At 75.2% G+C, this 26,585-nt stretch carries 25 protein-coding genes and 1 riboswitch; of the genes, 14 read left to right on the forward strand and 11 right to left on the reverse strand.

All coding sequences use genetic code 11. From position 1 onward, the window contains the following. Positions 1-88 precede the first annotated feature (88 nt). Together C5N14_RS25250 and C5N14_RS25255 are read left to right on the forward strand one after the other, a co-directional pair. Positions 89-1,003 (forward strand): cation diffusion facilitator family transporter, encoded by a 915-nt coding sequence (locus C5N14_RS25250; RefSeq protein ID WP_117671354.1) that lies wholly within the window; start codon positions 89-91, stop codon positions 1,001-1,003. Between the two features lie 153 nt (positions 1,004-1,156). Next, positions 1,157-1,286: riboswitch (cyclic di-AMP (ydaO/yuaA leader) on the forward strand. A gap of 3 nt (positions 1,287-1,289) precedes the next feature. Continuing rightward, on the forward strand, positions 1,290-2,366 hold the full coding sequence (locus tag C5N14_RS25255) for a hypothetical protein (RefSeq protein ID WP_117671356.1): 1,077 nt from the start codon (positions 1,290-1,292) through the stop codon (positions 2,364-2,366). Positions 2,367-2,448: 82 nt separating this feature from the next. Here the strand turns inward: C5N14_RS25255 and C5N14_RS25260 are convergent, their stop codons facing one another. Then, the gene (locus C5N14_RS25260) at positions 2,449-2,919 is read right to left on the reverse strand and encodes an SRPBCC family protein (protein WP_117671358.1); all 471 of its coding nucleotides are present in this window, start codon (positions 2,917-2,919) and stop codon (positions 2,449-2,451) included. A gap of 96 nt (positions 2,920-3,015) precedes the next feature. Next, on the reverse strand, positions 3,016-3,378 hold the full coding sequence (locus C5N14_RS25265) for an STAS domain-containing protein (protein ID WP_117671360.1): 363 nt from the start codon (positions 3,376-3,378) through the stop codon (positions 3,016-3,018). 353 nt (positions 3,379-3,731) lie between these two features. Between C5N14_RS25265 and C5N14_RS32385 the strand changes: the two genes are divergently transcribed. From C5N14_RS32385 to C5N14_RS25280, 4 genes are all read left to right on the forward strand, one after another. Beyond that, positions 3,732-3,878, forward strand: a complete 147-nt coding sequence (locus C5N14_RS32385; RefSeq protein WP_165878219.1) for a hypothetical protein — start codon at positions 3,732-3,734, stop codon at positions 3,876-3,878. Between the two features lie 157 nt (positions 3,879-4,035). Further along, on the forward strand, positions 4,036-4,434 hold the full coding sequence (locus C5N14_RS25270; RefSeq protein ID WP_117671362.1) for a hypothetical protein: 399 nt from the start codon (positions 4,036-4,038) through the stop codon (positions 4,432-4,434). A 316-nt stretch (positions 4,435-4,750) separates the two neighbouring features. Continuing rightward, positions 4,751-5,428, forward strand: a complete 678-nt coding sequence (locus C5N14_RS25275; RefSeq protein WP_117671364.1) for a BON domain-containing protein — start codon at positions 4,751-4,753, stop codon at positions 5,426-5,428. Between the two features lie 64 nt (positions 5,429-5,492). Continuing rightward, positions 5,493-6,041, forward strand: coding sequence for a DsbA family protein (locus tag C5N14_RS25280; RefSeq protein WP_117671366.1), 549 nt, complete (start codon positions 5,493-5,495; stop codon positions 6,039-6,041). Between the two features lie 24 nt (positions 6,042-6,065). Here C5N14_RS25280 and C5N14_RS25285 read toward each other — a convergent pair whose 3' ends face one another. After that, positions 6,066-8,882: a LuxR C-terminal-related transcriptional regulator gene (locus tag C5N14_RS25285; RefSeq protein WP_117671368.1), complete on the reverse strand. Its 2,817-nt coding sequence runs from the start codon at positions 8,880-8,882 to the stop codon at positions 6,066-6,068. Positions 8,883-9,082: 200 nt separating this feature from the next. Here C5N14_RS25285 and C5N14_RS25290 point away from each other — a divergent pair, with 200 nt between their 5' ends. The 5 genes from C5N14_RS25290 to C5N14_RS33835 all read left to right on the forward strand — a co-directional run bounded on the left by C5N14_RS25290 (position 9,083) and on the right by C5N14_RS33835 (position 14,208). After that, entirely contained in the window at positions 9,083-9,538 is a 456-nt protein-coding gene (locus C5N14_RS25290; RefSeq protein ID WP_117671370.1) for a hypothetical protein, read from the forward strand. Further along, positions 9,535-10,710 carry an alcohol dehydrogenase catalytic domain-containing protein gene (locus C5N14_RS25295; protein WP_117671372.1) on the forward strand — a complete coding sequence of 392 codons (1,176 nt, stop codon included), beginning with the start codon at positions 9,535-9,537 and terminating at the stop codon, positions 10,708-10,710. The genes C5N14_RS25290 and C5N14_RS25295 overlap by 4 nt, the downstream gene beginning before the upstream one ends. 89 nt (positions 10,711-10,799) lie before the next feature. Next, on the forward strand, positions 10,800-11,978 hold the full coding sequence (locus tag C5N14_RS25300; protein WP_117671374.1) for a trans-acting enoyl reductase family protein: 1,179 nt from the start codon (positions 10,800-10,802) through the stop codon (positions 11,976-11,978). Between the two features lie 95 nt (positions 11,979-12,073). Beyond that, the gene (locus C5N14_RS25305; RefSeq protein WP_117671477.1) at positions 12,074-13,156 is read left to right on the forward strand and encodes a MerR family transcriptional regulator; all 1,083 of its coding nucleotides are present in this window, start codon (positions 12,074-12,076) and stop codon (positions 13,154-13,156) included. A 140-nt stretch (positions 13,157-13,296) separates the two neighbouring features. Then, complete coding sequence (locus tag C5N14_RS33835; protein WP_117671376.1) at positions 13,297-14,208, forward strand: L,D-transpeptidase; 912 nt, start codon at positions 13,297-13,299, stop codon at positions 14,206-14,208. 12 nt (positions 14,209-14,220) lie between these two features. On the opposite strand, the gene C5N14_RS25315 is transcribed toward C5N14_RS33835, so the two are convergent. Together C5N14_RS25315 and C5N14_RS25320 are read right to left on the reverse strand one after the other, a co-directional pair. Next, positions 14,221-14,475 (reverse strand): hypothetical protein, encoded by a 255-nt coding sequence (locus C5N14_RS25315; protein WP_117671479.1) that lies wholly within the window; start codon positions 14,473-14,475, stop codon positions 14,221-14,223. Beyond that, a complete protein-coding gene (locus tag C5N14_RS25320) occupies positions 14,472-14,786 on the reverse strand; it encodes a DivIVA domain-containing protein (protein WP_117671378.1) in 315 nt (104 codons plus the stop codon). Before C5N14_RS25320 ends, C5N14_RS25315 begins: the two co-directional genes overlap by 4 nt. A gap of 362 nt (positions 14,787-15,148) precedes the next feature. Here C5N14_RS25320 and C5N14_RS25325 point away from each other — a divergent pair, with 362 nt between their 5' ends. Together C5N14_RS25325 and C5N14_RS25330 are read left to right on the forward strand one after the other, a co-directional pair. Beyond that, the gene (locus tag C5N14_RS25325; protein WP_207892866.1) at positions 15,149-16,027 is read left to right on the forward strand and encodes a helix-turn-helix transcriptional regulator; all 879 of its coding nucleotides are present in this window, start codon (positions 15,149-15,151) and stop codon (positions 16,025-16,027) included. Continuing rightward, a complete protein-coding gene (locus C5N14_RS25330) occupies positions 16,020-16,211 on the forward strand; it encodes a DUF397 domain-containing protein (RefSeq protein WP_117671382.1) in 192 nt (63 codons plus the stop codon). Before C5N14_RS25325 ends, C5N14_RS25330 begins: the two co-directional genes overlap by 8 nt. Before the next feature lie 240 nt (positions 16,212-16,451). On the opposite strand, the gene C5N14_RS25335 is transcribed toward C5N14_RS25330, so the two are convergent. Together C5N14_RS25335 and C5N14_RS25340 are read right to left on the reverse strand one after the other, a co-directional pair. Next, positions 16,452-17,126 carry a cytidylate kinase family protein gene (locus tag C5N14_RS25335; RefSeq protein WP_117671481.1) on the reverse strand — a complete coding sequence of 225 codons (675 nt, stop codon included), beginning with the start codon at positions 17,124-17,126 and terminating at the stop codon, positions 16,452-16,454. 399 nt (positions 17,127-17,525) lie between these two features. Beyond that, on the reverse strand, positions 17,526-19,616 hold the full coding sequence (locus tag C5N14_RS25340) for a prolyl oligopeptidase family protein (protein ID WP_117671384.1): 2,091 nt from the start codon (positions 19,614-19,616) through the stop codon (positions 17,526-17,528). 91 nt (positions 19,617-19,707) lie between these two features. On the opposite strand from C5N14_RS25340, the gene C5N14_RS25345 reads away from it, so the two are divergent. Next, complete coding sequence (locus C5N14_RS25345) at positions 19,708-20,850, forward strand: site-2 protease family protein (RefSeq protein WP_117671386.1); 1,143 nt, start codon at positions 19,708-19,710, stop codon at positions 20,848-20,850. 136 nt (positions 20,851-20,986) lie between these two features. Here the strand turns inward: C5N14_RS25345 and C5N14_RS25350 are convergent, their stop codons facing one another. From C5N14_RS25350 to C5N14_RS25365, 4 genes are all read right to left on the reverse strand, one after another. Continuing rightward, on the reverse strand, positions 20,987-22,225 hold the full coding sequence (locus C5N14_RS25350) for an FAD-binding protein (protein WP_117671483.1): 1,239 nt from the start codon (positions 22,223-22,225) through the stop codon (positions 20,987-20,989). Positions 22,226-22,386: 161 nt separating this feature from the next. After that, a complete protein-coding gene (locus tag C5N14_RS25355; protein WP_117671388.1) occupies positions 22,387-23,316 on the reverse strand; it encodes an LLM class F420-dependent oxidoreductase in 930 nt (309 codons plus the stop codon). Positions 23,317-23,401: 85 nt separating this feature from the next. Further along, positions 23,402-24,079: a response regulator transcription factor gene (locus tag C5N14_RS25360; protein WP_117671390.1), complete on the reverse strand. Its 678-nt coding sequence runs from the start codon at positions 24,077-24,079 to the stop codon at positions 23,402-23,404. 50 nt (positions 24,080-24,129) lie between these two features. Continuing rightward, on the reverse strand, positions 24,130-26,382 hold the full coding sequence (locus tag C5N14_RS25365; RefSeq protein ID WP_117671392.1) for a sensor histidine kinase: 2,253 nt from the start codon (positions 26,380-26,382) through the stop codon (positions 24,130-24,132). Positions 26,383-26,585: the final 203 nt, after the last annotated feature.

The following is a 26,585-nucleotide window of genomic DNA, read 5'->3' on the forward strand; positions in this document are numbered from 1 at the left end:
ACCGGTCGGACGTCCGACCTTCACTTGCATACATAGCGATGTGAGCATACATTGGGCCGGGTCGGGATCGGGGACGGAGGGTGTTGGCGTGGGCGCAGGTCATGACCACCACGGCGCGGTGGCGAACGCCGCGGACCGCCACTCGGGGCGGCTCTGGGCGGCCTTCGCGCTGCTCACCGCGCTGATGATCGTCGAAGCGGTGGCCGCGTTCGGCACCGGCTCGCTGGCGCTGCTCTCCGACGCCGGGCACATGTTCACCGACGTGCTCGGCATCGGCATGGCACTGGCCGCGATCACCGCCACCCGGCGGGCCACCGCCGCCCCCCAGCGCACCTTCGGGCTCTACCGGCTGGAGGTGCTCGCCGCGCTCGGCAACGCCGTCCTGCTCAGCGGCGTCGCGGTCTACGTCCTCGTCGAGGCGGTCCGCCGGTTCGGCGACCCGCCCGAGGTGACCACCGGCCCGATGCTCGTGGTGGCGACGCTGGGCCTGCTCGCCAACGTGGTCGCGTTCGCGCTGCTGCGCAGCGGGGCGAAGGAGAGCATCAACCTGCGCGGGGCGTACCTGGAGGTGCTGGGCGACCTGCTCGGGTCGGTCGGCGTGATCAGCGCCGCGGCGCTGATCGCCGTCACCGACTGGTGGTGGGCGGACCCGCTGGTGGCCGTCGCGATCGGCGTGTTCATCCTGCCCCGCACCTGGCGGCTCGGGCGGGCCGCGGTGCGCATCCTGGTGCAGGCCGCGCCGGAGCACCTCCAGGTGACCGCGGTACACGACCGGCTGGCGGCGGTGCCCGGCGTGGTCGAGGTGCACGACCTGCACGTCTGGACGCTGACCTCCGGCATGGAGGTCGCCTCGGCCCACCTGACCATGGCACCGGACGCCGAGGTGGGCGCGGTGCTGACCGCGGCCCGCACCGCCCTGCACGAGGACTTCCACATCGAGCACGCCACGTTGCAGGTGGAGCCCGAGGCGTCGGCGGGCCCCTGCGGGCCGACCGGCTGGTGATACCCACACCCATCAATCAGGTGGTGTATTGTGCCTGTATGCCGGTTTTGGAAGCATTGGTCTGCGCACCGTCCGTCACGAACGCAGCGCGAGCCCCATCCGCACCGGTAGGCTCTGATCCGGTCTCCGCCGGGCGGCGCCCTCCGGCGCCTGCGGTGGCCGCCGCCTAATCGCCTCCTGGCGAGCCGGGGAACCATGTTCGTGGGGTGCATCCGCCTGAGCGGTAGGGATCTTCCGTCCCGAACCCGTCAGCTAACCCGGTCGGCGGCTGACGGAAGGACTGCGTATGCCAGTAGTGGCACCTGAACGAAGGACCGCCGCCCGGATGGCGGCGATGCTGGTGCTGACGCTCGCCGTCGGCCTCGGGCTCGGGCCGGTGGCCCCGGCCGGTGGGGCCCCGCCCACCGGCCTGCGCGCCGCCGCGCCCGGCCAGGACGAGGAGGGCGGCACGCCGGCCCTGCGCGCCCAGCTCGAAGCGGCCAGCAAGGGCTACCTGGACGCCAAGAGCGCCCTGGCCCGCTCGGTCAAGCGGCAGCAGCAGCTCGGCGGCCAGCTCAAGACGGTCGAGGCGGAGCTGATCGTGCGCGGCGCCAAGGTCGACGAGATCGCCGGGGTGGCGTACAAGTCGGGCCGGCTCAGCCCGGTGTCCGCGCTGCTCAACAGCACCAGCCCGGCTGGCTTCCTGGACCGGGTGGCCGCGCTGGACGCGGTCGCCACCAACGAGGACCGGGCGCTGCGCGACCTGCTGGAGAGCCGGGACCAGGCCACCCGGACCCGGCTGGCCCTCGACGGGGAGATCCGCGAGCAGCGCAAACAGGTCACGGTGATGGCCAAGCGCAAGGCACAGGCCGAGCAGGCCCTGACCGTGGCCAACGAGAAGGCCAGCGCCAGCGCCAGCGGCGGCGGGGCCAACCGGGGCACCTCCAGCGCGAACGCCACCCCCGCGAAGCGCAACCCCGACGGGTCCTGGCCGTCGGAGTCGTGCAGCGTGAACGACCCGACCCCGGCCAACGGCTGCATCACCCCGCGAACGCTGCACGCGCTCCAGCAGGCCAAGTCGGCCGGCTTCACCCGGTACGTCTCCTGCTACCGGCCCAGCGGCTCCGGGGAGCATCCCAAGGGGCGGGCCTGCGACTTCGCCGCCCAGAAGGGCGGCTTCGGCGGGGTGGCCTCCGGCGGGGACCGCACCTACGGCAACAACCTGGCGGCGTACTTCATCCGCAACGCGGACAACCTCGCCGTGCTGTACGTGATCTGGTTCAAGCAGATCTGGCTGCCCAGCAGCGGCTGGAAGGCGTACAGCGGGGGCAACGGGGACCCGTCCAGCGACCACACCAACCACGTGCACCTGTCGGTGTACTGACCGCGCGTCCGGTGGTCCGCCGCCCGGCGGGCCACCGGACGCCACGTCACTGGGCGCACCCGGTCGTCGCCGGCCGCGCCGCTCAGGTCGGCTGAGCCGGGCCGTCCCCGGCACGGTCCAGCACCTCGCCCAGCCTCCGGGCCAGCCCGAGGTGCGCCGATCGGGCCTGCTGGAAGGCGTACCGGAACAGCAGCGCCGGGGCGGCGAGGGTGATCTCCACGTCGATCCGGACCACCCCGCCCGGCTCGTCGCGAAGCCGGGTGCGGTTGCGCACGATGGTCGCCGGCCGCTGCCGGGCCACCGTGACGACCTCGTCGTCGGTGACGACCAGCACGTCCGCCTGGTACGTCACGGGGAAGCGCAGCGGCCCGGCGGCGAGCCGGTCGGTGATGGCGTAACTGGCCCGGGCGCCCGGCCGGGGCGGCAGCCGGCGTACCCGCGTGATCAGCGGATGCAGCTCGCCCTGCCGGGCCGGGTCGCCCAGCAGCGCCACCGCCTCGGCCCGGGGGCAGCGGGCCTGGACCGAGTACTGGAAGCTGTCTCGCCGGAGCACGCCCCGATCGTCCCCCACCCGGCTCCCGGAGGGAAGGACCACTGCCCGGCCCACGTCGAACCCGGCAGGGGTCGGCGAGGACCGGGTGGGCGGCCGTCAGGCGCCCGGCAGCACCTCGGGGGTGGCGGTGCCGGCGTAGTAGGGCTCCGGTGCACCGAACAGACCGAGCAGCCCGGTCACCCAGAGCTGGCGGTGCACGAACCGGCTCGGCTCGGTGACGACCAGCTTCACGCCGCTGACCTCAGCGGTCTGGAAGCCGGCCACCATCGCGCTGATGCCGACGGAGTCGATGAAGGTGACGAGACGCATGTTGAGCTCGACGCGGGCGGGACGCCCCTTGGCGAGCACCTCTGCGATGGCTTCGCGCACCTCGTACGCGGTGTCGACGTCGATCTCACCGCGCGGGGCGATCTCGATGACACCACCCGGCAGAACCGACTTCACGATCGACAGGCTCACGCGAGCACCTCCACTCGCCCGTTCACGGGCGCCTCATCAGTACGCGGGCCGCGACCGAGAGTATTCCTCCGACGGCCTCGGTCGCCACCCCTCGGGATGAGCAATTCATGGATAAGGGCGCAGCGAGCCCGCCCTTATCCGGACTTTTCAGATCCTGTTCTACAAACGATCGGCCTGGGGCCGATGTCGCCGACCCAGGGTAACGGTGACCCCCGACCTTCGCGCGCACATTGTGCGCCGGGCGCGCCCAGCCCCGGGAGCGGGTGAGAGACGTCACCCCGGCGACCCCCCGCCGTTGCCCGCCCCGCCTACGATCGGCGGCGTCCGTCACCCGTACCACGGAAGGACCGCTCATGATCCGGAGACTGGCCGGCCTCGCCGGCGTCGGCGCGTTGCTCGCTCTCATGCTGGCCTGCGGCTTCGGCGGCGCGGGCGACGACGACGATGACGACGACGATGACGACTTCGCCCGCGGCGCGGCGGTGGTGTCCGTCCGCTGACCATCGCCGCCGGGTTTGCGGCCGGGCCCGGCCGCGGCACTGCCCCCCGGGTGGGCGGACCGCCAGACCACGCCGGTGGGCGGGGCTGCCCGAGCCCTGCCCCAGCCGAGAGTCCGAAGTAGCCGCAAGCTTCGGCACCCCCGAGGAGGTAAGCACGATGTTCGGAACCGAGCTGCTGGAACGCCGCAGCAAGCCCGAGCGGATCGCGGACCAGGCGTGGCAGCACCTGGTCTCCGCCGTCAGCTCCGCCGGGGACAGCGTCCGGGACACCGCCCGGTCGGCCCGCCGCAGCGGTTCGGGCCTCGCCGACGACGCCGGTGACCTGGTCGGCTCCGCCGCCGAGGAGGCCCGCCGCCGGGCGGTGCTGGCCTTCGACTCGCTCGCCGGCCGCCGCCCGGCCCTGCCGTGGGCGCTGCTGATCGGCGCCGCGCTGGTCGGCGCGGCGGTCGGCTGGGCCGCCGGGTCGGCCGCGCGGGCCGCCGGCGGCCGGGACGCCGACGACATCGAGTTCGTCGACGTCGACCGGCCCGACTCCCCCGTCGGCCTCGACGGCTGACCCGCCCGGCCCCCGAGGCACGCGGCGCGGCGGGACACCGCCGCGCCGCCGGGCCGCCGGGCCGAGCCGCACGGACCCCGGAAACCGGAACCGGGCCGGCCCCCGGGTGGGTGCCGGCCCGTGACCTCTCCCCGGGGCGAGCTCGGAAGCGCTCCCAACCAACTCGCCGGGCCGCCACCAGCCCGGGACAGCCGGGCGCGGGAGCCCCTCACCCGACCGGGGTGGGCCCGGTTCACCCGCCTCGGCGGCAGGATCGGCCCTGGCGGGCGTACGCGCCGCCGCCGACCGACCGTCGACACCCCGGGAGGATGCAGCGATGGCCACCGCGACGACCACCCGTACCGACCAGGACATCCAGTCCGACGTGCTGGACGAGCTGACCTGGGAGCCGCGGGTCCAGCCGCACGAGATCGGCGTGACCGTCACCGCGGGTGTGGTCACCCTGACCGGCTGGGTGGACAGCTACGCGAAGAAGTGGGTGGCCGAACGCGCCGCCCACCGGGTCGCCCGGGTCCGGGCGGTCGCCAACGACCTCACCGTGCGGCTGCCCGGCTCGGCCGAGCGCACCGACGCCGAGCTGGCCACCGCCGTGGGGCGGGCGCTGGAATGGGACGCCTTCGTGCCGGTCGAGCAACTGGAGGTGACCGTCGCCGACGGGTGGGTCACCCTGCACGGCGAGGTGGAGTGGGAGTACCAGCGCCGGGCCGTGGAACGCGTCGTCGGCCGGCTGACCGGCGTACGCGGGCTGAGCAACGGGGTCACCGTGCGGCCGACGGTCCGGCCGGACACCGACAACCTCGCCGACCGGATCGTCGACGCGCTGGCCCGCGCCGCGGCGGTCGACGGCGAGCAGGTGACCGTGCGGGTGCGCGGCGACGCCGTGCTGCTGGAGGGCACGGTGCACTCGGTGCCGGAACGCGAGGCGGTGGAGCGGACGGTCTGGTCCGCGCCCGGCGTCCACGAGGTGCACAACCACCTCACGGTCCTGCGCTGACCCGGTGGGAACCACCCCGGCCGGGTGAGCCGGCCTCACCCGGCCGTGGGCGAGCGTGGGAGTCATGACCACGCCGTTGCAGGTGACCGCCCGGCTGCGGGTGCCGGTGACCGGGACCGACCATGTCCGGGGGCCGGCGGACGCCCCGGTGACCATCGTCGAGTACGGCGACTTCCAGTGCGGGCACTGCGGCGCGACGTACCCGAACCTCGCCGAGCTGCTGCGCCAGCGGGCCGACGTGGTCCGACTGGTCTACCGACACTTCCCGATCACCAACATCCACCCGTACGCCGAGAGCGCCGCCGAGGTCGCCGAGGCGGCCGGGCGGCGGGACCGGTTCTGGGAGATGCACGACTGGCTGTACGAGCACCAGGACCAGCTCGACCCGGTGCACCTGGCGCTCGGCGTGGAGCAGCTCGGGCTGCCCGCCGACGAGGTGGGCGGCGAGGTGGAGCGGCACGCGCACGCCGACCGGGTCCGCCGGGACTTCGTCGGGGGCATCCGCAGCGGGGTGAACGGCAGCCCGACGCTGTTCCTCAACGACGTCCGGTACGAGGGCGGGCACGCCCTGCCCGAGCTGCTCGCCGCCGTCGACCAGGCCGCCACCACCTGACCCCGGGCGGGGCCCGCCGGCGGCTCAGATCAGGTGCAGCTCCCGGGCCCGGCGGACCGCGTCCCGGCGGCGGGTGGCGTCCAGCTTGCGGTAGATGTTGCGCACATGGGTCTTGACCGTGTTGACCGACAGCGACAGCTCGCCGGCGATCTCCACGTTGGACAGGATGCTCTGTAGGTAGCGCAAAATCGTCAGCTCTCGCTCGGTGAGCGGCTCCTCCAGCGCCCGGCCCGGCTCCGGGCCCGGCTGACCGGCCGGCTCCCGCGCGACCCGGACCAGGTCGCTCACCGTCGGCCAGTGCGCCGTGCCGGAGTCCAGGTGGGCGGCGAGCAGGTCCCGCATCTCCGGCTCGGCGCGGGTGAAGGCCCGCCGGTACCCGTCCGGCCCGGCCAGCTCCAGGGCCCGTTCCAGGACCCGCCCCGCCCGCCGCGCGTCGCCCGCCCGCCGGGCCAGCACCGCGTCGAGCAGCGCCGCGTCGAGGCGCACCGGCGGCGGCCACGCCGCGGCGGCCAGGTCGTCCCAGTTCGGCAGGGCGTACCCGGCGGCGCGCGGGTCGCCGGCGCGCAGCTCGACCCGGGCCAACGCCACCGCCGGCGCCGCCCCGTCCGGGCCGGGCGGGGAGTCGGCGAGCAGGCCCCGGGCGGTGCCCAGGTCACCGTGGCCGGCCCGCAGCCCCGCCTCGGCGGCCAGCAACCAGCCGGCGATCTCCCGCGCGCCGGCCGATCCCTGTCCCGCCGCGGGCAGGTGGTCCCGCGCCGCCACGAGCAGGCGCAGGCCGGCGGCCGGGTCACCCCGGTCACGCAGCAGCTCCGCCCGGCACAGCGCGGCGAGCGCCGCGACCACCGGTTCCCCGGCGTCGCCGGGGTCGTCGCCGCCGGTGGCCGGGGCGGCCAGCGCCAGGTGTGCCGCCGCCTCGTCGGGCAGGTCCCGGTGCAGCGCCACCAGGGCCAGCGCAAGGTGACCGTGCGCGCAGTCGACCCGGCAGGACCAGCCCTGGCAGGCCGGCAGGGCCAACGCCTCCCGGGCGCTCCGTTCGGCCGCCCGCAGCTCGCCGAGGGCCGCGTGCAGCAGGGCCGACCGGCTCGCGCAGAGCAGCTCCGTGCGGGGCCGGTCGCCCTCCCGGGCCGCCGCCAGCGCCGGCCCGAACTCGGCCGCCGCGCCGCGCAGGTCGCCGGCGGAGAGCGCGACCAGGCCGAGGGCCGCGCCGGCCGTCGCCCGCACGTCGGCGTCGTCGGCCGCGCCGGTGCGCGGGTCGTCCGCCGACCCCTCGGGGGTACGCGTGGCGAGCAGCCGGTGCGCCGCCCGGCGTACCTCCTCGTGGTCGCCGGCCAGCCGGGCCAGGGTGACCTCCAGCGCGGTGGCCAGCCGGCGGAACCGGTCCCGGCGCGGCACGGGCAGCGACCGGGCGTGCCCGGCGGCCCGCCGGAGCTGCGCGGCGGCGGCGGCCGGGTCGCCGGCGTGGGCCCGCTCGGCGGCGGCGGCGAGCCCCAGCTCCGGGTCCCGCCGGACCGACTCCTCCGGCGGCGCGGCCGGCGACGGCCCGCCCGCGCCCTCCCGGTCGTACGGGACCAGCTCCGGCCAGCGGGTGACCAGCAGATCGGTGGCCCGGTCCCAGTGGCCGGCGGCGAGGTCGTGCCGCAGCGCCTCGGCGGGACGCCCGTGCCCGGCGTACCAGCCGGCCGCCCGCAGGTGCAGCTCGCGCCGCTCCTCGGCGGGCAGCCCGGCCAGCTCGGCCCGGAGCAGGTCGGCCAGCAGCGGGTGGCAGCGGTACCAGGGCGGCCAGTTGTCGTCGCTGCGCACGAACCCGCCGGTCGCGGCCAGCGCGGCGAGCACCGGCTCGGCGCCGGGGCGACCGGTCAGCGCGTCGACCAGGTCGGCGCGGAACGCCTCCGCCACCGCGCCGCGGCGCAGGCAGTCCCGGGCCGCCCCGTCGAGCGGGTCGAGCACCTCCTCACGCAGGTAGCCGGCGACGTCCGGCTGGTCCCCGCCGAACTGCTCCAGCCAGCGCACCGGGTCCGGCCGGTCCCGCACGGCCAGCGCGGCGAGCCGCAGCCCGGCCGCCCAGCCGCCGGTCCGCTCCCGCAGCCGGGGCACCGCCGACGCCGGAAGCCGCACGCCGTGCGCGGTGAGCAGGTCCGCCACCTCGTCGTCGGTGAAGGCCAGCTCGTCGGGCCCGACGGTGGTCAGCTCGCCGGCCAGGCGCAGGCGGTGCAGGCCCGGCGGTAGGTCGGTGCGCGCCCCGACCAGCAGGCGCAGCCGCTGCCCGGCGTGGCGGAGCAGGAACTCCAGCCCGGCCAGCGCCGCCGGGTCGGCGATCCGGTGCAGGTCGTCCAGGACGAGCAGTACCGGGCGCTCCCGGGCGGCGAGCTCGGCGGCCAGCAGTTCGAGCTGGTCCGGGCGGGGCGGCGCGGCGGGCGGGGGCGGTACGGGCGGGGGCGGCTGCGCCGGGTCGGGCCGCTGGTCCGCCGCGCCGCGCAGCGCCGCCGCCAGGTACGACCAGAGCCGCGCGCCCGTGTCGCCCGCCTCGACCGACACCCACGCCGGGGTCGGCTCGACCGTACGGGCCCAGGAGCCGAGCAGGGTGGTCTTGCCCCAGCCGGCCGGGCCGGAGACCAGGGTGACCGGTCCGGCCGTCCCCTCGTCCAGCCGGCGCAGCAGCCGGGGCCGGACCAGCACCGGCCCGGCCAGCGGGGCGGGGGCCAGCCGGGACGCCAGCAGCGGCGCCGACCCGCCCGCCGGAGGGCTCCCGGCGGCGGGCCCCGGGACCGGGTACCCGGCGTCCGTCCCCGGCCCGGCGCCCGCTGCGGCCACGGTCCTGGCCTCCCAGTCGTCCTGCGGCATCCGGCCCCACCCCCACGGACGCGTCCACTTCCCCAGGTCGTGCGGCGGGCGGTTACCCGGCCCCGGCCGGTTCACCCCTTCGGGGGGAACCCGCTTCACCCGGCCGGCGGGCACCCTGGGGGCACGCGGGCGACCGGTCGCGCCCGACCGGGTGCCCGCCGGCCGACGGGGCCACCGACGACGAGGGGCGGGTGCGACGGATGGGACGCGGGACGCGGGGGGCGCGGGCGGTGGCCCGTACCGCCGGGGTGGTGGCGGCCGGCGCGGTGACGGCGGCGCGGGCGCTGCGCGGGCCCGGGCGGGCGGGCCGGTGCCGCCCGGCGGACGTCACCGGCCGAGCGGGCCGCTGGCAGGTGGTGACCGTCGACCGGCCGCCGGAGCGGGTGCTGCCGGGCGGGCGGCGACCCGAGCCGCTGCGCCGCCTCGGCGACGGGGTGGAGGTGGCGCTGCGCCCGGCGCCCGGCGGGCGGGGCACCGAGTTGGCCGCCCGGTCGGCCGGCGGCGGGCCGCTCACCGGGCCGGCCGCCCACCTGGTCGGGGACGACCCCGGGCTGCTGATCCGGGAGACCCTGCGGCAGGTCAAGCAGCTCGCAGAGACCGGTGAGCTGCTCCGCCCGGACCGCTCCCCGCTGGACGGGCCGGTGGGGCCCGGATGAGGGCGCTCTGCTGGCTCGGCGCGGACGGCCTCGGGGTGCGCGAGGTGCCCGACCCGGAGCTGCGCAACTCCGCCGACGCGATCGTCCGGGTACGGCGCAGCGCCACCTGCGGGGCGGACCTGCCGCTGCTCGGCGGCCGGGGGCCGAGCCTCGCCGTCGGCGACGTGCTCGGGCACGAGTTCCTCGGCGACGTGGTCGAGGTGGGCCCCGGGGTGCGCCGGCACCGGGTCGGCGACCGGGTGGTGGTCTGCGCCGCCGTGGCCTGCGGAGGCTGCTGGTACTGCCGGCAGGGCCTCTACGCCTGCTGCGACAACGGCAGCACCGGGGCGGCCGTGGCCGAGCAGGCGTGGGGCCAGCCCACCGGCGGCTGCTACGGCCAGCCCCGCTCGGCCGGTGGCTTCGCCGGCAGTCACGCCGAGTACGTCCGGGTGCCCTACGCCGACGTCGGGGCGTTCGCCGTGCCCGACCCGGTGGACGACGACCGGGCGGTCTTCGCGTCCGACGCGGTGCCGACCGGTTGGCTCGGCGCCGAGCTGGGCGAGGTGCGCCCCGGCGACGTGGTGGCGGTCTGGGGAGCCGGGGCGGTGGGCCAGATGACCGCGCGGGCCGCCCTGCTGCGCGGTGCGGCCCGGGTGGTGGTGATCGACCGGTACCCCGACCGGCTGCGGTCGGCCGAACGGCACGTCGGCGCGGAGACCCTCGACTACCAGGCCACCGACGTCGCGGCCGAGCTGCGCGAGCGCAGCGGCGGGCGGGGCCCGGACGTCTGCGTGGAGGCGGTCGGGATGGCCTGGGACGGCACCGGACCCCGGTCGCTGGCCGACCTGTTCGCCGCCGCCGGGCGGGGCGGCGCGGTCCCGGACCGGCCGATCGCGGTACGCGAGGCGGTGCACGCCTGCCGCAAAGGCGGCACGGTCGTCGTGCTCGGCACGTTCACCGGGTTCGTCGACACGTTCCCGCTCGGCGCGGTGATGCACAAGGCGCTGACCGTGCGCAGCGCCCGGCAGCACGGGCAGCGGTGGATCCCGATGCTGCTGGACCGGATGGCCCGGGGCGAGATCAGCACGGGGCACCTGGCCACCCACCGCCTTCCCCTAGAGCAGGGCGCGCACGGCTACGACCTGTTCCGCGAGCGCGCGGACGGCTGCCTGCGCGCGGTCTTCACGCCCTGAGCCCGCTGCCCGAGCCCGCTGCCCGAGCCGTTCCCCGAGCCGTTCCCTGAGGCCGGGCGGGGTTCCGGCCCGGGTGGGACACTCGCAGGATGCGTGAGGACCGGCCGTACGACGTCGTTCTGTTCGGGGCCACCGGGTTCACCGGGGGGCTCACCGCCGAGTACCTCGCCCGGCACGCGCCGGACGGGCTGCGCTGGGCGCTCGCCGGCCGCAACCCGGCGAAGCTGACGGCCGTCCGGGACCGGTTGGCCGGCATCGACCCGGCGCTGGCCGGGCTGCCGCTGCTGACCGCCGACGTCACCGACCCGGGGTCGCTGCGCCGGTTCGCCGGGGACGCCCGGGTGGTGGCCAGCACGGTCGGGCCGTACGTGCACCACGGCGAGCCGCTGGTCGCCGCGTGCGCCGCGGCCGGCACCGACTACCTCGACATCACCGGCGAGCCGGAGTTCGTCGACACGATGTACGTGCGTCACCATGCCGAGGCGGTGCGCACCGGGGCCCGGCTGGTGCACGCCTGCGGCTTCGACTCCATCCCGCACGACCTGGGCGTCTGGTTCACCGTCAGGCAGCTTCCGGCGGACGCGCCGATCACCGTGGACGGGTTCGTCCGGGCCGGCGGGCGGTTCTCCGCCGGGACGTACCACTCGGCGCTCACCGCGTTCTCGCGTACCGCCGAGGCGGGCCGGGCGGCCCGGGAGCGCCGGGCTGTCGAGCCCCGGCCGCCGGGCCGCCTGGTCCGGGCGGTGCCCGGCCGGGTGGGCCGGTCGAAGGAGCTGGGCGCCTGGGCCGTTCCGCTGCCGACCATCGACCCGCAGGTGGTCCGCCGGTCGGCGGCGGCCCGCCCGGAGTACGGCCCGGACTTCCGCTACCGGCACTTCGCCGCCGTGCGGCGGCTGCCGACGATCGTGCTCGGCGCGGCCGGGCTGGCTGGCCTGGTCGGGCTGGTGAAGCTCCCGCCGACCCGGCGCTGGCTGCTCGGCCGGCTCGCCTCCGGGCAGGGGCCGAGCCCGCAGCAGCGGGCGAAGTCCTGGTTCCGGGTGCGGTTCGTCGGCTCGGGCGGCGGCCGGCGGGTGCTCACCGAGGTCTCCGGCGGCGACCCCGGGTACGACGAGACCGCGAAGATGCTCGGCGAGTCCGCGCTCTGCCTGGCCCTGGACGAGGGCCTGCCGGCCACCTCGGGCCAGGTGACCCCGGTGACCGCGATGGGCGACGCCCTGCTCGACCGGCTGCGGAACGCCGGCCTCACCTTCCGCACGATCGAGGCGTGATGAGCCCACCCGGCCCGGCCCAAAAGGGCCGAGGCGACGCCTGGCTTGACCCTCGACCTGGTCGAGGGAACAGGATCCTCGGCGTGGAGAGCGAACTGCGCAGCATCGGCGAGCTGGCCCGGGCCAGCGGGCTGACGGTCAGCGCCCTGCGGTTCTACGACCGCTCGGGGGTGCTGGTGCCGGCCCTGGTCGACCCGGTCACCGGTTACCGCTGGTACACCGACGACCAGGTGGCCCCGGCCCGGCTGGTGGCCGGGCTGCGCCGGGTCGGGATGCCGCTGGCGGAGATCTCCGCCGCGGTGCGGCACCGCGCCGAGCCGGCCGTGGTGGGCCGGCTGCTCGACGCGCACCTGCGCCGGCTGGAGGACGGCCTCGCCGACGCCCGCCGTGAGCTCTCCCGCGTCCGCGCCCTGATCGACCCCGAGGAGAACCCGATGACCACCCACCTCGTCCTGTCCCGCGCCGCCCTCGCCGCCACGATCGACGCCGTCCGCTTCGCCGTCGGCGCCGACCCCGACCTGCCGGTGCTGTCCGCGGTCCTGTTCGAGGCCGAGGACGACGGCGTACGCCTCGTCGCCACCGACCGGCACCGGCTGGCGGTGTCCCGGGCACCCGGCCGGGTCGACGGCCCCCCGGTGCGGGCGCTCGCCCCGGTGGACCTCGTCGACCGGGTCCGTGCGCTGCTGGACACCGACGCCGGCAGCGCCGCCGAGGCGGGGCTGCGGCTCGACGGGTCCACCGTCACCGTCTCCGTGGCCGGCCGGGAGGTCACCGGCACCGCGCTGCCGTACGACTTCCCGGACTACCGGCGGCTGCTGCGCGGGCACGTCACGGGCGCTCCGACGTACCGGATCCCGGTGGACGTGCCGGCGCTGCGGGCGGCGCTGAGCGGCGCGGCGCCGGCCCTGGTACGCGAGCACGAGGGGGTGGCCGTGCCGGTGACCGTGCTGGGCCTGGACGACCGGGGCGCGCTGCGGGTCTTCGACGGCGACGCGCTGGCCGGCGACGACCCGGGCGCGGTGCGGGTCGGGGTCAACGGACGGTACCTGCTCGACGCCCTGGACGCGGGCGACCGGGGACAGCTCGTGCTGGAGCTGGACGGGCCGATCGCCCCGCTGGCCGTGCGCCGCCCCGACGACGCCGACGCGTTCTCGATCCTGATGCCGATCCAGCTCTGATACCCCGGATACGTCGCGGCCCACGACGCGATCGCCATCCACGTCGGCACGAGGCTGGGCTGAGCTGACGGGCGGGCCCCCTCCACACGCGTTCCGGCCAAGAGGGGGCCCCGCCCGACCCGCACCGCTACAGTGCTTATGTGCTGTTTGACCGTTTTCCCTCACGGTGGGCGCTCGGCTGGCTGGCCGCCGCGCTCGGCGTACCGCTGCTGCTCGCCGCGCTGCTCGCCGGCTGGGCCGTGGCCCCCGACCGGGCCCGCCCGGCGCCCCCGCCCGCCGCCGCCCCCACCGGGGCCGCCGCGCCCACCGGGACCCCCGCCCCCACCGACGAGCCGGTCCCGGCGGCGGCCCCCGCGCCCGCCACCCTGCCGGTCGTCGACTACGACCCGGCGCCCGCCGGCTTCCCGGCCGACCCCCACCCGCTGGACGCCACCCCGCTCACCGAGGGGCTGCGGCCGAGCCGGAACGTCGCCGCCTACGACGCGCCCGGCGGCCGGCCGCTGGCCTTCCTCGCCCCCACCATCAACGGCGTCAAGCTGACCGTGCCGATCGTCGAGCGCCGGACCGGCTGGACGGCGGTGCTGCTGCCCTCGGCCAACCGGCGGCTCGCCTGGCTGCCGCCCGGCGACGACCGCAGCGTCGTGCCGCTGCGCGACCAGATCGTGGTGGAGCGCCGGCAACACCGGCTCACCTGGTACCGGGACGGCCGGGCGATGAAGTCGTGGCCGGTCAGCCTCGGCATGCCGGGCCAGTCCACCCCGCTCGGCCGCACCTTCGTCCTCGGCCGCACGCCCCCGCCCGAGGCGGTGTACGGCGGCGTGGACGTCTACGCCCTCGGCGCGGTCCCCGACGACCCGGACGCCGTCCCGGCCGGGCTGCGCGGCGCGCACATCGGCGTGCACAGCTGGCACAACGACGACACCCTCGGCGAGGACGTCACCAACGGCTGCATCCGGCTGACCCGCAGCGGCCAGCGCAAACTTCTCGCCGAGGTCCCGCCCGGCACCGGCGTACTGGTGGTCGACGCCCTGCCCACTCCCCCGACCGCCTGACTGAGGCCGCGCTCACCGCAGCCTCGGCCGGCGGGAACACTCGCCGTCGTGGTCGGGCCGGAGCAGGCATCGCCGGCCGCCGGGCAGGAGCCGGTCGCAGAAGACCCAGTGGCGTACGTTCTGGTCGTCCTCGGCCGACACGGTGGTGCCGCCCGGTTCGCTCTGCGGCAGAACGTGCGTCCAGTGCGCCACCACCCGGGCGAGCCGCTGGGCGGAGACCAGGTCGTTGGCGACCACCGGCAGATGGATGACGAAGCGTTCGCTCACCGGTCCCACTCCCGCTCGTTGCGGGTGTGCGCCCGCTCGGACCGCAGGTGACACAGCGCGAGCTTGATCCGGCTGACCTCCCGCCGGCTCTGCGAGAGCGCATCGTAGACGGCGGCCAAATCACCGGCAACCCGGTCGAGAAACTCCCCCACCTCCTGCGGATCGAGCCCGCGCCGGCCAAGCAGGGTGGGCCGGAACCGCTGCTCGCGCACCTGCCAGGGCAGCAGCGGGCGGTACGCGGCCGAGCGCTGGCCGGCTGGCCCGTGGACCGCCCGCTGGCGACGGCGGACACGCCGGAGGAAGACACGCATGACAGGACCTGCCTCTCGCCGAGATTGACCTGTGGAAGGGCGGGCCCACCGGCCCGCCGCGCACCGGCGGACCCACCCCAGCACCTACCACCGCAGCCTTCGATCAGCGGTACGACAGCAGGGCACACATAGCCACTGAGCAGCAGGAACTTCTCGGTGGCCGCAGAGGCAGTCAAGCACCGGAAAGCACCAGTTGCAACATCGCAATAGCGAATTCCGATGAGTCACCTATCCCTCAAGGCGCACCCTGTGTAATGTGTCTATCGCTTCTGAGCCATCACCTCGTCTGAATTGGACGGGCGCGTGTTGAGGCCATCTGAGCTGGGAGGACGGCGGTGTCACAATCAGTGACCGGATCGACCATGTTGCGGCGACAGGTCGGGCGCAAGTTCGAGTCGCTTCGCAAGGCGGCAGGGCTGACGATGGAACAGGCCGCCGAGCGACTGGACCGGGCACGTGCGACGCTGCACCGGATCGAGAACGGTGCGGAGCACGTCCGTTTCCGGCAGGCCGACGTGCAGCAGATGCTCGACCTCTACGGCGCTTCCGCCAAGGACAGTGAGTTGCTTCTCGCGATGACGGCGGCCACCCGGGAGAACAAGAACTGGTGGCACGACTACATCGGCTCCGGCCTTCCGCGCTGGTTCCAGCTCTACATCGGACTGGAAGCCGGGGCGTCGAACATTCGGCAGTACGAGGCGGAGCTGGTTCCCGGTCTACTCCAGACCCGCGCCTACGCGGAGCAGGTCTTCCGGATGCCCGGTGGTGCGGTCGACGCAAAAGTTGCGGACGAGCAACAGCGCGCCGTCCAGCTCCGCGTCGAACGGCAGGCACTTCTCACCCGGTTCTCCGCTCCGCAACTCAGCGTGATAATCAACGAGGCAGTATTGCGCCGTCCGGTCGGCAGCGCCACGATCATGGTCGAGCAGCTACAGCAGATCCTGAAGGCCGCAGAGCTACCCAACGTAACCGTGCAGGTGCTGACTTTTTCTGCCGGACTGCACGCCGGGGCGATGGCCGGAGCCTTCTCGATCCTGGAGTTCCCCGAGGACAGCAGCGGCAAGGAGGTGGAACCACCGGTGACGTACCTGGAAGCCGCCACCGGAGCGATCTACCTCGACAAACCGCACGAGACGGCCGCCTACGACACCATCTGGGCCGACATGACGAGCCGCGCTCTCAACGAGTCCCGATCCAAGAGCCTGATCCAGCAAGTCGCAGAGGAGTACTCCCGTGCCTGACCTGACCGGTGCCGTCTGGCGCAAGTCGACCCGCAGCAACAACGGCGGCAACTGCGTCGAAGTCGCCGACAACATCCCCGGCATCGTCGGCCTACGCGACAGCAAGGACCCGACGGGCCCAGTGCTGACCTTCGCCCCGAACGCCTGGGGCACCTTCATCCAAGGCGTCAAGGCGAGCCGCTGACCGCCGGTCGCGCCCCCTGCGAAGCAGTTCGGAGGCGGCGCGCCGGTGTTCCCGGACCGATTCGCGTCCCTCGCTGACACCCGAGTGCTCATAGCCCACTTCGTTGTGTCGTACTCCGCTTGATGCGGGACTTCAGTTGATGGGTTACACGGGCCTTGAGCATGCCGGATACGGACCGTGACGCCAACTGTCCACGACGGCTGGTGTGCCAGGCGTCCGCTTCTGTCGAATTGAGTGCGGTCAGTGTGTTTGGGTTGCCCAGACCGGCTGCTGGGGCTCGTCGTTGTGCACGATGATGTCGACGTGATCGGTCGGACGGACCATAGCAAGGTAGAGCTGTTGGGAGGGGATGTAACGCTCGCGCCAGCGCCGTTCGACTTCGGCCCGAGATGACACCCGGCGCTCTCGGATCACGGCACGATCCACGGTCTTTTCGAGCGCGGTCGACACGAAGATGCGCAGGTCCCACCGGTCAATCAGTTCCGGGCGCATGAGGAAGACGCCGTCGAAGACCAGCACGGCGTCGGCGGGGACCGTCGTGACCGGTGGGGACAGCGCGGTATCCGCTGTGCGGTCGTAGACCGCGTGTTGGAAGCGTCGATCCCCGCCGGGGCCGAGCGGATCGAGCAGAACCCGGTTCAGGGCGTCGTAGTCGTGGGTGTCGAAGTAGCAGCCTTCGGCCGAGTACTCGCCGCGCGGGTAGCGCTGTGCTCGGGGGAAGAGGAAATCGTCGATCGTCGCGCGGATGACGTCGCGGCCCTGTGTGCGCAAGACAACGGCCAACTCGTCGGCGAGCGTGGTCTTACCTGCGGCGGGCGGTCCGTCGATGGCAACCCGCGTCGGGTGTGCGACTGTGACGGACCCGACTGCCTCAACCAGGCGGCCGAGCAACTCGTCGCGGGTGCCTTGGTCCATGTCCTGCCCCGTCCTACCCGCTCGGCCGACACCCGCGGGAAACCCGATGATCGTTTCCTGGACCTGCGTTCCTTCTGGAAGTCTGCGCCGAACCGCGCTCAGTTGATCCTCAGCCATGACCGAACCATTATCAGCCGTCTCGCGTCGACCGGCATACACGGATCAGAGGGGCAGCAGGGACGCGGTCCGGACGACATCCTCATCTGCCGCTGACTGCGCGTCTTGACCGGCGTCGAGAATCGCATGGCCCAGCGATCGGCGGCACGCCAGTTACGCACCGTGACAGCCGAGCCCGGTTAGAGCCGGCCCGAGATCACACCGTCCGCGACGACACCCTGACCGTCGCTGTGACGACAAATCGGCAGGCGTGACGAGCGCCGCTGTCACCCCGGCTCTTCGTCACACCGCTGCCTCCCGCTCCGACGCACCGATGGATGACCGCTGGTGCGGCAGGGTCGGACGCGCCTCCCCGCTCAGGTTGCGCCACAGGAACTCCAGCGTCAGCGCCCAGACGAAGGCGCGTTGCGCGTTGTTCGCCGCCGCGCCGTGTCCGCCCTCGACGTTCTCGTAGTACGCCACCTCGTGGCCGTGTTCGCGCAGCCGGGCCGCCATCTTGCGGGCGTGCCCGGGATGCACCCGGTCGTCCCGGGTCGAGGTGACGAACAGGGCCGGCGGATAGGGCTGGTCGCCACGGACGTTGTGGTAGGGCGAGTACCGGCGCAGGTAGGCCCAGTCGGTCGGCTCGTCCGGGTCGCCGTACTCCGCCATCCACGAGGCGCCGGCCAGCAGCCGGTGGTAGCGCCGCATGTCCAGCAGCGGCACGTGCGCGACGACCGCGCCGAACAGCGCCGGGTAGCGGGTCAGCATCACCCCCGCCAGCAGCCCGCCGTTGCTGCCGCCCTGGACGCCGAGCCGCGCCGGCGTGGTGATTCCCCGGGCGACCAGGTCGGCCGCCACCGCCGCGAAGTCCTCGTACGCCCGGGGTCGGTCCTCCCGGAGCGCGGCCCGGTGCCACCCGGGGCCGTACTCGCCGCCGCCCCGGATGTTCGCCACCACGTAGCTGCCGCCCCGGGCCAGCCACCCCCGGCCGATGACGCCGCTGTAGTGCGGGGTCAGGGAGACCTCGAAGCCGCCGTACCCGGTGAGCAGGGTCGGTCCGCCGGCCGCGTCCGGGTCGCCCACCACGAAGTACGGCACCCGCGTCCCGTCGGCCGAGGTGGCGAAGAACTGCCGTTCCGCCAGGCCCTCGCCGGCGAAGAACGCCGGTGCCCGCTTGAGCGTCTCGACCGGGCCGCCGACCCGGCCGAGCCGCAGGGTCGCCGGTTCCCGGAACCCCTCGGACGCGAGCAGGTAGTCGTCGCCGGTGTCGGGGTCGGTCTCCACCAGCCGGCTGTGGCCGGACTCCGGTACGCCCGGCAGCGGCTCCCGCCGCCAACCCGTCGCGTCGGGGGTCAGCACCTCCAGCCGGCTCCGCACGTCCGCGAGGATGGCCAGGATGAGATGTTTGCGGGTCCACGCGTGCCCGCCCAGCGCGGTGCGGTCGTCCGGCGTGAACAGCACCGCCAGGTCCCGCCCACCGGCGAGGAACGCGTCGAACCGGGCCGCCAGCAGCGCGCCCGCCGGATGGGTGACGCCCTCGACCGTCCACGGCGAGCGCAGCCCGATCACGAGCCACTCCCGGTGCACGTCCCACCGGGCGTCGTCCGGCACGTCGATCCGCAGCCGCTCACCCTCCCGCGTCAGCAGGTAGCTCTCCCTGCGGTAGAAGTCCAGGTCCCGGACCAGGAAGGTGCGCTCGAACCCGGGCGTGCAGTCGTACGAGGCGTGGGCGGCGACGTCGTCCGCCTGCCCCTCGAAGACGACCTCGGCCGCCGACAGCGGCGTGCCCCGCCGCCAGCGCCTGGCCACCCGGGGATGGCCGGAGATGGTCAGCGACCCGGGCCCGAAGTCGGTGGCCACGTAGATGTGGTCGGCGTCGATCCAGCAGACCGTGCTCTTGGCCTCGGCAAGCGTGAAGCCGTCCTCGACGAAGGTGCGGCCGACCAGGTCGAACTCGCGCACCACGACCGCGTCGGAGCCGCCTCGGGACAGGCTGACCAGGCAGCGCTCGTACCCGGGGCGCAGCACCGTCGCACCGTCCCAGACCCAGTTCTCGCCCTCCTCGGCGGCCAACGCGTCGAGGTCGAGCAGCACGTCCCACTCGGGCTCGGGCCGGCGGTACTGGTCGAGGGTGGTCCGCCGCCACCTCCCCCGCGGATGCGACGCGTCGGTCCGGAAGTCGTAGTAGAAGTGGTCCCCGCACCACCCCGGGTAGGGGATGCGCTCGTCCGAGTCGAGCACCTGCCGGATCTCGCCCCGCAGGGCGGCGAACCGCCCGCCCCCGGTCAGCGCGGCCAGGGTCTCCGCGTTGCGCTCCCGCACCCATTCGGCCGCGCCCGTCCCGTCCAGGTCTTCCAACCACAGGTACGGGTCGTCGCCCTCGTCCGTCATCCTCGCCACCTTCGCCACTATCCCCCACCCGTCAACTCAACTGTGACCGTCTGCCTGGCATGGCCCTGAACTGGCGGGGTATGACCGGAACATGAGGGCTAGCTTCCGGATCGGCCGGATCGCGGGCGTGCCGGTCGGGGTCAACTGGAGCGTCCTGGTCATCTTCCTGTTGATCGCCTGGCTGTTGTCGGCCAGCCAGTTCCCCCGGTCGTACCCCGACCGGCCAACCTGGGCGTACGTGCTGGCCGGGCTGAGCGCCGCGGTGGTCTTCTTCCTCGGGCTGCTGGCCCACGAGGTCGCGCACGCGGTGGTGGCCAAGCGCAACGGCATCGAGGTCGAGGGGATCACCCTGTGGCTCTTCGGGGGCGTCTCCGAGCTGCGCGGGGAGGCCCGCGACCCCGGGGCGGAGCTGCGCATCGCCGGGATCGGGCCGCTGGTCAGCCTGATCATCGGTGTCTTCTTCGGCGGCGTGGCGGCGCTGCTCGCCCTGGCGGGGGTGCACGGGCTGCTGCTCGGCGCGCTGGCCTGGCTGGCCGGCATCAACGTCCTGCTGGCGATCTTCAACGTGCTGCCGGCCGCCCCGCTGGACGGGGGGCGGCTGCTGCGCGCCGCCGTGTGGAAGGCCACCGGCGACCGGACGAGGGCGTCCGTGGTGGCGGCGCGGGCCGGCTGGATCCTCGGTGTGCTGCTGATCGGGCTGGGCCTGTGGCAGTTCCTGCGCGGCGCCGGGGTCGGCGGGCTCTGGCTGGCGTTGATCGGCTGGTTCCTGATCGGGGCCGCCGGGATCGAGGAGCGGCAGGCCCGGATGGGCAGCGCGCTGCGCGGGGTGCGGGTGGCGGACGTGATGACCCCCCAACCGCAGACCGCGTCGGCCGAGATGACCGTGGCCGACTTCGTCGACCACTACCTCTTCGCGTACCGGCACTCGGCGCTGCCGCTGACCGAGGACGGCCGGCCGGTCGGCCTGGTCACCCTCGACCGGGTACGCGGCGTGGCGGCCGACCGGCGGGCCGCGACCACGCTGGCCGAGGTGGCCTGCCGGGCCGACCAGCTCGTGCTGGCCTCCCCGGACGAGCAGCTCACCGACCTGCTCCCCCGGCTCAGCGAGTGCGCCGACGGCCGGGCGCTGGTGGTGACCGAGCAGCGGCTGGTCGGCATCGTTTCGCCCAGCGACATCAGCCGGGCGGCGCAGCGCGGCAGCCTCCGGGACCAGGTGGCCGCCGGCCGGCGCTGAACCGGCCGGCGGCCCTCTTGATCGTCTGCTGTTCGCGGACACCCGCTCCGGCGTGTCGTCTCACTCCGGCGCAGCCGATCAAGGGAAGCCGGGGCGGTGGGAGTGGTGGGGGTGGTGGGAGTGGGGATCCGGCCGGTCAGCGGGGGAAGTGGCGGTCCAGCAGGGCTGTGCGGAACTTGCCTGCCGGGTCCAGGGTGCGCAGCAGGGCCAGGAAGTCCGCGTGCCGGGGGTACGCCGCGGCGACCGCCGCCGGGTCGAGCGTGAACACCTTTCCCCAGTGCGGCCGGGGCGCGAACGGGGCCAGTCGCGCCTCCACCTCGGCCAGCACCGGGGCCACCGCGTCGGCGTCGGCAGTCCAGGTGAAGTGCACGGCGACGCTGTCCCGCCGGTACTGCGGGCTCAGCCACAGCTCGTCGGCGGCGACCGTGCGCAGCTCGCAGACCTGGAGCACGGCGGCGATCCGGTCCGCCACCGGGTCGAGAGCGGCCAGCGCGTCGGCCGCCGCCGCCCGGGGCAGGTGGTACTCCGACTGGAGTTCGTCGCCGCTGCTCGGGGTGAAGCCGAGCCGGAAGTGCGCCAGCCGCTCGTGCCACGGGCCGGGCTCGCCGAGCTGGGCGGTGCAGCTCTCCGCCGGCATGCCGGGCACCGGGTGCACCGGCCCGGCCGCCGTCGTGGTGCCCAGCCAGCCGGCCTCCGGTGGCGGGGCGTCGGCGAGCTGCTTGCGCCACACCTGCCCGATCCGGCCGCCGCGCCAGTCGGTGAAGAGGCTGACGCTGTACGCCGAGACGAACGCCTCGTCCAGGGCCGCGCGGGGCAGGCCGAGCCGGACGTACTGCCGCACCTCGAAGGCGGGCACCAGGTCCAGGGTGACCCGGGTGACCACGCCCAGCGCGCCGAGGGCGACCACCATCCCGGCGAACCGGTCGCCGTCGGCGTCCCGGCGCACGGTCAGCAGGTCGCCGTCGGCGGTGACCAGCTCCAGGGCGGCCACGGCGGTGGCCAGGTTGCCGATCCCGACGCCCGAGCCGTGGGTGGCGGTGGCCACCGCGCCGGCCACCGAGATGTGCGGCAGCGACGCCATCGTCGGCAGGGCGTACCCGGCGGCGTGCAGCCGGATGGCCAGGTCGCCGTAGCGCACGGCGGCGGCCACCGTGACCGTGCGGCGTACCCGGTCCACCTCGACGGTGGGCGGCAGGCCGGCCAGCGACACCAGGTCGCCGGTGGTGTCGCCGAACCGGTTGAAAGAGTGCCCGGTGCCGACCGCCCGGACCCGGTCGCCGGCGGCGACGAGCCGGCGCAGTTCGGTTACCGTGGACGGTCGGTGCCGCCGGGCGGCGGCGTACCGGACGTTGCCGGCCCAGTTGTGCCCCGGCACGCCCGGTGCCCGGTCGGCGGGCCCCGCCCCGCGCGCGCCGACGCCCGGCCGCGGCCCCCGGTCCCCTGCGTCCACGTCGTGCTCCCGTCGCTCGGCGTCGTCGGGGAACCCTACGCCGATGAGCGGCTGTCCCGATCCCGCCCCGCGCGGCGACGGGCTCGTCAGAGCTGCGGCATGACCTCGGCGGCGACCAGCTCGACGTGGTCCAGGTCGGCCAGGTCGAGGACCTGGAGGTAGATCCGCTCGCTGCCGATCTCCGCGTACCGGCCGATCTTGTCGACGATCTCGGCAGGGGTGCCGGCGAGCCCGTTCTCGCGCAGCTCCGCCGGCTCCCGGCCGATCGCCTCGGCGCGCCGCCGCACCTGCGCCTCGTCCCGCCCGCAGCACAGCACCAGCGCGTTCGACCAGCGCATCCCGGCCGGGTCCCGGCCGAGTTCGGCGCAGGCCGCCCGGACCCGGTCGAACTGGGCCACCGAGTCGGCGACGGAGACGAACGGCAGGTTGAACTCGTCGGCGTAGCGGGCCGCGAGGCGGGGCGTGCGCTTCGGCCCCTTGCCGCCGAGCAGGACCGGCGGGTGCGGCTGCTGCACCGGCTTGGGCAGGGCCGGCGAGCCGGTCACCGGGTAGTGGCGGCCGGCGAAGTCGAACGTCTCGCCGGCCGGCGTCCCCCAGAGCCCGGTGATGACGGCGAGCTGCTCCTCCAGCCGGTCGAACCGCTCGGCCACCGAGGGGAAGGGGATGCCGTACGCGGTGTGCTCGTCGGCGAACCAGCCGGCGCCGATGCCCAGCTCCACCCGGCCGCCGCTCATCTGGTCGACCTGGGCGACGGTGATCGCCAGCGGGCCGGGCAGCCGGAACGTGGCCGCCGTCATCAGGGTGCCGAGCCGGATCCGGGAGGTCTCCCGGGCCAGGCCGGCCAGGGTGGTCCAGGCGTCCGTCGGGCCCGGTTCGCCGCTCACCGCACCCATCTTCAGGTAGTGGTCGGAGCGGAAGAACGCGTCGTAGCCGGCTTCCTCGGCGCAGCGGGCCACGGCGAGCAGTTGGTCGTAGCTGGCGCCCTGCTGGGGTTCGGTGAAGATCCGCAGTTCCATGCCCCGAGCATAGGGAGCCCGTCGGGCCCCCGCCGCGAAAGGACGGCCCAGGGGACGCCGCCCCGGCCGGGTCGGCGCGTACCGGTCAGGGTTGGCCGAGACCGGCCTCGCGGGCCCGCTGGATCGCCTGGCTGCGGTCGGCGACCTGGAGCTTGCCGAGCACGTTGGACAGATGGTTGCGGACGGTCTTCGGGCTCAACGTCAGCCGGCGGGCGATGACCACGTTGCTCAGCCCCTGCGCGACCAGGTCCAGCACCTCGCGCTCCCGGTCGGTCAGCTCGGGGAACGGCGCCGGCCCGCCGGCCCGCCCGCCGGCCAGGAAGCCGATCGCCCGGCTGGCGATCACCGGGCCGAGCAGCACCTCGCCGTTGGCGACCGCGCGGACGGCCCGCTCCACCTCGCCCGGCGCGGCGCCCTTGAGCAGGTAGCCCCGCGCCCCGGCGCGCAGCGCGGCGAACACCGAGTCGTCGTCGTCCAGCATCGTCACCACCAGCACCCCGGTCCCCGGGTGCCGGGCGACGATCTCCCGGGTGGCCTCCACGCCGGACCGCCCGCCGAGGTGCAGGTCCATGATGATCACCTCGGGCCGGGTCAGGTCGGCCACCCGGACCGCCTCGTCGGCGTCGGCGGCCTCGCCGACGACCTCCAGCCCCGGCGTGGACGCCAGCAGCGCCGTCATGCCGAGCCGGAACACGGGATGGTCGTCGACCACCGCCAGCCGGATCACCGCCGCGCCACCGTCCACCGCACCGTCACCCGTCATCGCCGCACCACCAGGGTTCGTCGCGCCACCGTCCACCGCACCGTCACCGGTCACCGCCGCACCACCAGGGTTCGTCCCGTCCGCGTCCCCGGCACCGTACCGGCCTGCGCCGGCCCGCCCGGCGCCTGCCGCTGGTCCGCCGACGATCCGACCGGGTCGGGGACGGCGTCCGCCGGCTCCGGTCCGGGGTCGACCGGAGCCCACCCGCGCGGGGTGGGGACGGCCGGTGGCCGGTCCCCGTCGACCGGCGGCAGCCGCTCGGCGGGCACCCGGACGACGACCTCGGTGCCGCCGTCGGGCCCCGGGCCGATCACGCACGCCCCGCCGACGCCCTCGGCCCGCTCCCGCATGGAGAGCATGCCGACCCCGGCCGGCGTGCCGACCTCGACGCCCCGGCCCGGGTCGGTCACCCGGACCGTGAGCCCGCCCGAGTCCCGCTCGACCGCCACCCGGCAGGTCGGTGCGCCGGAGTGCCGCAGGGCGTTGCGGACCGCCTCGGAGACGATGCCGTACACCGCGGTGGCGACCGGCTCGGGCAGCGGCAGCGGCGTCGCCTCGACCTGCACGGTCAGCCCCGAGCCGTCGTACCGTTGGGCCAGCTCGTGCAGCGCGGGGACCAGGCCGCGCTCGCCGAGGACCGGCGGCAGCAGCCCGCGGGCCAGGTCGCGGACCTGCTCGACCCGCTGGTCCGTCTCGTCGCGCAGCCGGTCCAGCAGCCGTCCGGCCGCGCCCGGGTCGGTGCCGAGCAGGTTGCGGGCCGCCTGGAGGCCGAGCGCCACCCCGGCCAGGGCGGGCCCGAGCCCGTCGTGCAGGTCCCGGCGCAGCTTGCGGCGTTCCGAGTCGCGGGCCTCGGCCAGCCGGGCCCGGGAGGCGACCAACGCCCGGCTGGTCGCGGCCAGGCTGGCCGCCGAGGAGACCACCGGCACCATATCGACCAGCGCCGAACGGGTACGCCCGTCCAGCCGCTCGCCGGCCCGGGCCCACGCGGTGAGCCGCCCCACCTCCCGCTCGCCCCGGCGCAGCGGCAGCACCAGCGGCTCCCCCACCGGCCCGGCGGACGCGCAGTGGGCGGTGCACGGGTCCGGGCCGTCCACCTCGATGCCGCAGGCGCCCAACCGCAGCGACTCGGTGAGGCTCCGCGCCACCCCGGTCAGCACGTCGGTCGGGTCCTCGCTCGCGCTGATCCGGTCGCCGACGCCCCGGACCACGCCGAGCGGTTCCGCCGCCGCGCCGTGGATCAGCCGGTCCACCCGTCGCTGCACCCACCACCGTCCGGGCTGCACGGCCGCCGCGACCAGGGCGGTCACCAGCACCCCGGGGACCGCCTGGCTGGCCGGGAGCAGGGCGTCCAACGTGGTCACCCCGACGACGTACGCGGCGACCAGCAGGAAGGTCAGCAGAAACCAGACCAGCGTGCGGCGGACCGCGATCTCGATCCCCCACAGCCGCTGCCGCAGCACCACGGCCAGCACGGCGGCCGGGAAGAACGCCTGCGCGGCCAGCATGGCGGTCGGCGGCAGCGACTCCGGCACCAGGCCCGCCCAGTCGGCGGGCAGCGCCATCGGGGCGAAGCTCACCGCTAGCAGCGCCGTGCCGACCGCGAGCCAGCCCAGGCCGACCCGCTCGACGGCCGGCGAGACCCGCCGCCGCCACAGCAGCCCGGCGGCGGCGACCAGCCCGAGCAGCGGCACCAGGGCGGTGAGCACGGGCTGCACCCGGGCGACGAACTCGGCCCAGTCCGCGCTGCGGATCGCCAGCGGCGCGCCGGACGGGGCACCACCCAGCCCGGGAAAGGTCAACTGGAACAGCTCGGTCGCGGCGACCACCACGGCGCCGGCCGTCACCGCCACCCGGGGGCCCAGCGTGAGCCGGCTCTCCCGGACCAGCCAGGGCAGCACCACGATCAGCGACAGCATTCCCGGCACCCAGCCCCAGTGCCGGGCCGAGGTCAGCAGCGTGACCTCGGGCAGCCCGGGACGCACCCGGAGCAGGTCGAGGTACTGGGCGCCCAGGGCGGCGATCCCCCCGCCGACCCCGGTGACCGCCAGCAGCCAGGCCACCGGGTGACCGCGGCGCAGCAGGATCAGCCAGCCGGTCGCGCCGTACACCGCGCAGTCGGTGTAGTCGACGAGGAAGTAGAGCTGGGACAGCCCCCAGGGGCGGTGGGCGAGGGCCCAGCAGAGCGTCGTGGCGGCGAGCAGCAGCACGCAACTGACCAGCACCGTCCAGGCGGCGACCGGTTGGCGGGAGTCGTCACCGGCGTTCGGGGCGGTCAGCGCGCGCGGCACCGGGTCGACCAGCATGGCGTGATCCTGTCAGTCGGGACGTCGGTTGCCGAGACCCCGGCGCCACGCAGCGGGTGTCGGTCCGGCGACAGTCGCCCGGAGCCCGGCCGGGACGGGGGCGAGGAACGGCAACGGGTGGGCGGGGCCGGACACGGGCGCCTCCCGGGCGGGGACGTGGTCGTCGGTGGGGCCGGCGGGTCGTGGTACGGGCGACACCGCCG

Source organism: Micromonospora sp. MW-13, assembly GCF_003434305.1.
Lineage (GTDB): Bacteria > Actinomycetota > Actinomycetes > Mycobacteriales > Micromonosporaceae > Micromonospora.

Coding starts and splice junctions, on each gene's coding strand:
- C5N14_RS25255 (WP_117671356.1), top strand. CDS start 1,290: ATGCCAGTAGTGGCACCTGAACGAAGGACCGCCGCCCGGATGGCGGCG.
- C5N14_RS32385 (WP_165878219.1), top strand. CDS start 3,732: ATGATCCGGAGACTGGCCGGCCTCGCCGGCGTCGGCGCGTTGCTCGCT.
- C5N14_RS25270 (WP_117671362.1), top strand. CDS start 4,036: ATGTTCGGAACCGAGCTGCTGGAACGCCGCAGCAAGCCCGAGCGGATC.
- C5N14_RS25275 (WP_117671364.1), top strand. CDS start 4,751: ATGGCCACCGCGACGACCACCCGTACCGACCAGGACATCCAGTCCGAC.
- C5N14_RS25280 (WP_117671366.1), top strand. CDS start 5,493: ATGACCACGCCGTTGCAGGTGACCGCCCGGCTGCGGGTGCCGGTGACC.
- C5N14_RS25285 (WP_117671368.1), bottom strand. CDS start 8,882: ATGCCGCAGGACGACTGGGAGGCCAGGACCGTGGCCGCAGCGGGCGCC.
- C5N14_RS25290 (WP_117671370.1), top strand. CDS start 9,083: ATGGGACGCGGGACGCGGGGGGCGCGGGCGGTGGCCCGTACCGCCGGG.
- C5N14_RS25295 (WP_117671372.1), top strand. CDS start 9,535: ATGAGGGCGCTCTGCTGGCTCGGCGCGGACGGCCTCGGGGTGCGCGAG.
- C5N14_RS25300 (WP_117671374.1), top strand. CDS start 10,800: ATGCGTGAGGACCGGCCGTACGACGTCGTTCTGTTCGGGGCCACCGGG.
- C5N14_RS25320 (WP_117671378.1), bottom strand. CDS start 14,786: ATGCGTGTCTTCCTCCGGCGTGTCCGCCGTCGCCAGCGGGCGGTCCAC.
- C5N14_RS25325 (WP_207892866.1), top strand. CDS start 15,149: ATGTTGCGGCGACAGGTCGGGCGCAAGTTCGAGTCGCTTCGCAAGGCG.
- C5N14_RS25335 (WP_117671481.1), bottom strand. CDS start 17,126: ATGGACCAAGGCACCCGCGACGAGTTGCTCGGCCGCCTGGTTGAGGCA.
- C5N14_RS25340 (WP_117671384.1), bottom strand. CDS start 19,616: ATGACGGACGAGGGCGACGACCCGTACCTGTGGTTGGAAGACCTGGAC.
- C5N14_RS25345 (WP_117671386.1), top strand. CDS start 19,708: ATGAGGGCTAGCTTCCGGATCGGCCGGATCGCGGGCGTGCCGGTCGGG.
- C5N14_RS25355 (WP_117671388.1), bottom strand. CDS start 23,316: ATGGAACTGCGGATCTTCACCGAACCCCAGCAGGGCGCCAGCTACGAC.
- C5N14_RS25360 (WP_117671390.1), bottom strand. CDS start 24,079: ATGACGGGTGACGGTGCGGTGGACGGTGGCGCGGCGGTGATCCGGCTG.
- C5N14_RS25365 (WP_117671392.1), bottom strand. CDS start 26,382: ATGCTGGTCGACCCGGTGCCGCGCGCGCTGACCGCCCCGAACGCCGGT.